This is a genomic window from Dietzia sp. B44 (assembly GCF_014145245.1).
Taxonomy (GTDB): domain Bacteria; phylum Actinomycetota; class Actinomycetes; order Mycobacteriales; family Mycobacteriaceae; genus Dietzia; species Dietzia natronolimnaea.
The window spans coordinates 1-4,717 of sequence record NZ_JAALEF010000265.1; the positions used below are offsets into that span (position 1 = coordinate 1).

The 4,717-nt window shown below is 71.5% G+C and carries 5 protein-coding genes; 2 read left to right on the top strand and 3 right to left on the bottom strand.

Going from position 1 to position 4,717, the window contains the following annotated elements; genetic code table 11:
- Both G6017_RS09415 and G6017_RS09420 read right to left on the bottom strand, forming a co-directional pair.
- Positions 1-1,040: HesA/MoeB/ThiF family protein (locus G6017_RS09415; protein WP_347237976.1), on the bottom strand; the 1,040-nt coding region annotated here is incomplete at its 3' end.
- Positions 1,037-2,080 (bottom strand): DUF3152 domain-containing protein, encoded by a 1,044-nt coding sequence (locus tag G6017_RS09420; RefSeq protein WP_179524797.1) that lies wholly within the window; start codon positions 2,078-2,080, stop codon positions 1,037-1,039. The genes G6017_RS09420 and G6017_RS09415, both read right to left, overlap by 4 nt.
- A gap of 159 nt (positions 2,081-2,239) precedes the next feature.
- On the opposite strand from G6017_RS09420, the gene G6017_RS09425 reads away from it, so the two are divergent.
- The gene (locus G6017_RS09425; RefSeq protein WP_179524796.1) at positions 2,240-2,899 is read left to right on the top strand and encodes a TetR/AcrR family transcriptional regulator; all 660 of its coding nucleotides are present in this window, start codon (positions 2,240-2,242) and stop codon (positions 2,897-2,899) included.
- Here G6017_RS09425 and G6017_RS09430 read toward each other — a convergent pair.
- On the bottom strand, positions 2,896-3,123 hold the full coding sequence (locus G6017_RS09430; RefSeq protein WP_107748545.1) for a DUF3107 domain-containing protein: 228 nt from the start codon (positions 3,121-3,123) through the stop codon (positions 2,896-2,898). The two genes, G6017_RS09425 and G6017_RS09430, sit on opposite strands and share 4 nt — an antisense overlap.
- Before the next feature lie 288 nt (positions 3,124-3,411).
- On the opposite strand from G6017_RS09430, the gene G6017_RS09435 reads away from it, so the two are divergent.
- A partial coding sequence (locus G6017_RS09435; RefSeq protein ID WP_182617096.1) for a DEAD/DEAH box helicase occupies positions 3,412-4,717 on the top strand: 1,306 nt, incomplete at its 3' end.

Genomic DNA, 4,717 nt, shown 5'->3' on the forward strand with positions numbered 1-4,717 from the left:
GTGGCCACCTCGGCGACCGAGTCCAGCGGAACCCAGACGGAGGGATCGATCATCGCGACGGCCCGCTCCCCGGCACCGCGGACGTCGACCAGGACGGGCGCGACGGACCCGGACGATCCCGCGTCCGCCAGTTCCGCGGCGAGGTCCGCGGCCGAGACGGTGGGGACGTCGTCCAGGTCGGCCGGTCGGACCGCGCAGGTCTCGTCGGTGCCCTCCGGCAGGGACGTCACCGGGGCACGGGACGGGTCCGGCCGGATGGTGACGGTCCGGTGGGTGGTCTCGAGGAGGTCCATAAACACGAGCCGGCCGAGCAGTGGCCGGCCGGCCCCGGTGATCAGCTTGACCGCCTCCATCACCATCATCGACCCGACCGTTCCGCACAGTGCCCCCACGACGCCGGCCTCGGCGCAGCTCGGAACGGAACCGGGCGGCGGCGGGGCCGGGTAGAGGTCGCGGAGGGTGACGGGGTCGACGGGCGCGGGCGGTCGCGACCAGAAGACGGCGAGCTGGGCCCGGAAGCGGTCGATGGTCCCCCAGACGACCGGGATCCCGGCGATCTCGCAGGCGTCGGAGACGAGGTACCGGGTGGCGAAGTTGTCGCTTCCGTCCATCACCAGATCGTGACCCTCGAGGAGGGCGTCGATGTTCACCGCGTCGAGACGGGCGTGGACCGCCTCGACCCTGACCCCGGGTGCCAACTCGGCCAGTCGATCCCGGGCCGACTCGACCTTCGGGCGGCCGATGGCCGGTACGGAGTGGATCACCTGCCGTTGCAGGTTGCCGAGGTCCACCTCGTCGTCGTCGATCACGGTGATCCGCCCGACACCCGCCGCGGCGAGGTACATCAGGACCGGCGCGCCCAGTCCCCCCGCGCCCACCACGAACACCGACGCGGCGCGCAGGCGACGCTGCCCCTCGTCACCGATGGCCCCGAGCAGGAGATGCCGGGAGTAGCGCGCGCGCTCCTCCGCCGAGAGCTGCGGCACCGGATCCACGAGAGGGGGGAGCGCCCCGGACACCCCGCCGGTCACGGGGTTCACCGGGCCACCGGCGGGCCGTCGGGGAACGGCCACGCGTTGTACAGGCAGGTGTCGTCGTTGTCCGGGACCACACCCTCGTTGTCGAGCAGGAAGATCTCGTTGTTGGCGACCCCGAGGGTCTGTTGCATCATGATCGGCGCGAGCGCTCCGTCCGCGGGGCACGGCTCGTGATCCGGGTAGCCGATCGCGTGGCCGACCTCGTGGTTGACGAGGTACTGACGGTAGGACCCGATGTCCCCCTGGAAGGACCGCGCACCACGGATCCACCGGGCCAGGTTGAGGTAGACCCTCTCGGTGGACGGGTTGTAGCAGCTGGTCTCGAGCTCGATCTCGTATCCGCAGTTCTCGCGGACCGTGAGGGGACTGGCGAGTGTCACCCGGAACGCGGGCTCGTCCCGGGCCGTGCGCCGGAACGCCACGGCCCCGTCCGCCGTCCAGCTCTTGGGATTGGCCAACGTCGCATCCACCATCCGGGCCACCGAGTCGTCGCCACCGAAGTCCGTCGTGTCGACGCCCTCCTCGACCTCGACGGTGTAGGTGAACTGCTCGGCGTCGGGACGCCCGACACGGTCCGTGCCCCCGGGCACGATCCGGAACCGACCCTCGCCGGCCTCGGCGAACGGTCCACCGTCCGGCAGCTCCCCGCTCGGGGGCACCTCACCCCGGGGTGGCTCCCCCATGAGCGCCGGCGTCTCCTCCGCCTCGCCGACGGCCGCGCCGTCGCCCGCCCCGGTACCCGTCACGGAGTCGGCTATCACGAGTGCCGTGAGCACGACCAGCACCGGGATCGCGTACGCCCGCCAGCCCCACGTGGTGAAGAACCGACCGACGGGGCTCTGCTTGCGCAGGTGGTCCCTGGCGCCGGGGACCGAGCGACGACGACCGGGGGTCGTCTCCTCCGCCGGATCCCACGGGGCCCGCAGCGGCTCACCGTGGGGAGGGTAGTACGGAGAGCGGTCCCCGCGGTGTGCCGGAGCGTCAGCCCGCGAGGTGGACCCGGCGTCGACACCGTCCGACGTCCGGCGACGGCCGTCGCTCATCCGCACACCTCCACGTCCGCTCCGGTCAGGCTCGAGTCAAGGTCTCCACGATCCCACATCCCGAGGTGGTCGCCTTCTCCGGCACTCCGCCCGTACGGGTATTGTCCGTCTGGCCCGGTCGACCGTCGACCCGACGTCCGGGAGGACAGGAGCCAGACGATGACAAGCCCGGGCGGACCGTCCCCGACGGCTCCGGGGCGCGCCAGGGCGACCCGGCTGCCCCGAGGAGCCCGACGACGCCAGCTCCTCGACGCGGCGGGGACCGTGTTCGTGGACCAGGGTTTCCACGCCTCCGGGATGGACGACATCGCCGTCCTGGCCGGGGTCTCCAAACCGGTGCTGTACCAGCACTTCGATTCCAAGCGCGACCTGTACATCGAGGTGCTGCGGCATCACGTGGACGAGCTCCTCGGCCGCATCCGGGCGGCGCTGGACTCGACCTCGGACAACCGGCGTCGCGTCGAGGCGGCGGTCGACACGTTCTTCGCGTACGCCGATTCCGACACCCGCGGCTTCCGGCTGGTGTTCACCTCCGAGTCCGGCGACGAGGAGGTCCGGCGCGAGCTCGACCGCGCCACCGACGGCTGCATCGACGCCGTACACGACCTGGTCAGGGGCGATTCCGGGCTCGACGCGCACCGGTCGCGTCTGCTCGCGGTGGGCCTCGTGGGTGCGAGCCGGGTCAGCGCCGGCCACTGGCTCGACGCGGGCCGACCGATCTCCCGCGCCGACGCCGTCTCCACGACCGTCACCCTGTGCTGGGGCGGACTGTCGAAGATCCCTCGTCAGGGCGGGGACCGGCCCGCCCCGGACGCCTAGGAGAGGAACCCGACCGCGCGCCGCGCCGACTCACCGATCTCGACGTAGGCGACCCGGTCGGTCGACACGAGATAGCGCCGACCCTTCTCGTCGTCCAGCTCCAACACTGCCTTGCTCTCCGCGGTGAGAGCGGCCTCCACGCGGGCGTGCACGTCCTCCGGGTTCATCCCGGTCTTGAACACGAGTTCGCGATTGCTGTCGGCGATGCCGATCTTGACCTCCACGGTGCCTGCCCTTCTCATCGTCGGCGCATGTCTCGCCGTCGTCGGTGATACGTGGGACCCAGGCTAGCCCGGACCCGGTGTCCCGCGGCGTCACGGGATAGGGTGGACCCACGTGGATCACACCCGCGCCCGGTCCGCTGGTCGGACCCCGCACCGAGGATCCGCGTGGAAATGTGCGCGCGCCCCGCTCGCCGAGGCCGTCCATCGGAAGGCCCGTCCTCCCGCGCGCGAGACGAGAAAGGCACCGCCCTGTCCACTACAGATGTGACCACCAGCGAAGTCGACGGCATGGCCACGACGACCGCGGTCGTCGACGCCCCGTCCTCCGACTCCTCCCCCAGCTTCGCCGAACTCGGCGTCCGCCCCGAGATCGTCACCGCGCTCGGTGAGCGCGGCATCACCCACACCTTCGCCATCCAGGAACTCACCCTCCCACTGGCGCTGGCGGGGTCCGACCTCATCGGCCAGGCCCGTACGGGGATGGGCAAGACCTACGGCTTCGGCGTCCCCCTCCTGCACCGCATCTCGACGGGCGAGGTGACCCGCGAGCTCGACGGCACGCCACGGGCCCTCATCATCGTTCCCACCCGCGAGCTGTGCGTCCAGGTCACCCAGGACCTCAAGATCGCCGCCACCGGTCTCACCGCCCCCGGCGGGTCGGGAACCCGGCCGCTCAAGGTGCTGGCCATCTACGGCGGAACCCCCTACGAGCAGCAGACCGACGCCCTGGAGAAGGGCGTCGACGTGGTGGTGGGAACCCCCGGCCGTCTGCTCGACCTGGCCAACCAGTCGAAGCTGGTGCTCGGCAAGGTCGAGGTGCTGGTCCTCGACGAGGCCGACGAGATGCTCGACCTGGGCTTCCTGCCGGACATCGAGAAGCTGCTCCGGATGGTCCCGGAGCAACGGCAGACCATGCTCTTCTCGGCCACCATGCCGGGACCGATCATCACCCTGGCGCGGACGTTCCTCACCAAGCCCACGCACATCCGGGCGGAGGCCGCCGACTCCGGCGCCACGCACGAGAACACCACCCAGTTCGTCTACCGGGCGCACTCCATGGACAAGCCCGAGGTGGTCTCACGGATCCTGCAGGCGGACGGACGCGGCGCCACGATGATCTTCTGCCGCACCAAGCGCACGGCCCAGAAGCTCGCCGACGACCTGGCCGAACGGGGCTTCCGCGTGGGGGCGATCCACGGCGACCTGGGCCAGGGCGCTCGCGAGAAGTCACTCAAGGCGTTCCGCACCGGGGACGTCGACGTCCTCGTGGCGACCGATGTCGCGGCGCGCGGAATCGACGTCGACGACGTGACCCACGTCATCAACTACCAGTGCCCCGAGGACGAGAAGACCTACGTCCACCGGATCGGCCGCACCGGTCGGGCCGGCCGCAAGGGCGTCGCCGTCACCCTCGTGGACTGGGACGACCTGCCCCGCTGGGGACTCATCGACAAGGCGCTCGGCCTGGGGCACGGCGAGCCCGCCGAGACCTATTCGACCTCCCCCCATCTGCGCGCCGAGCTCGGCATCCCTGAGGGCGCGGGGGGCCGGGTCGGGGCCGCGACCGGGACCGGCTCAGGCCGGCGACCGGCCG